We start from the raw sequence: 583 nt of genomic DNA on the forward strand, positions 1-583 counted from the left end.
GTCCTTCCAGCCCTTCTTCAAGAAAGGTTTAAACCTACTTATTGACACTGGTTCGGCTTACCTTGAGAAACTTGACGATTTGTGTGCGCGAGTCCCGTCATTTGAAATGAGCAAGGGCTAGCAGTTTCATTTTCATGAATAGCCACCGACTTGATAGACACCTTTTAGTTAGACAAAATGACTAACAGAGAGGTGCTTATGAGCAGCAAAAGATATCCAGAAGAATTTAAAATTGAAGCGGTAAAACAGGTCACGGAAAAAGGTCATAGTGTGGCTGATGTTGCCAACCGCTTAGGGACGACTACCCATAGTCTTTATGCTTGGGTGAAGCGCTACGGTCCCGACTCCTCCCAATACCAAGCTCAATCTGATGAAAGTGCCGAAATTCGTAGGCTTCGTAAAGAACTGCAAAGAGTTACCGAAGAGCGGGATATACTAAAAAAAGCCGCGGTGTACTTCGCAAGCCAGTCCGACTGAGGTACGCCTTTATCAAAGCCAACCAGTCAGTTTGGCCTGTTCGACGGATGTGTAAAATCCTTGGGGTTCATCCAAGTGGTTTTTATGCCTGGCTAAAATACCCTGA

At 45.3% G+C, this 583-nt stretch carries 1 pseudogene; it reads left to right on the top strand.

The annotated features are described in order from the left end of the window. Positions 1-198: 198 nt before the first annotated feature. A pseudogene (locus R7Q46_RS28830) lies at positions 199-583 on the top strand (transposase); the annotation flags it as partial.

It is taken from the genome of Vibrio sp. 811 (genome assembly GCF_033339195.1).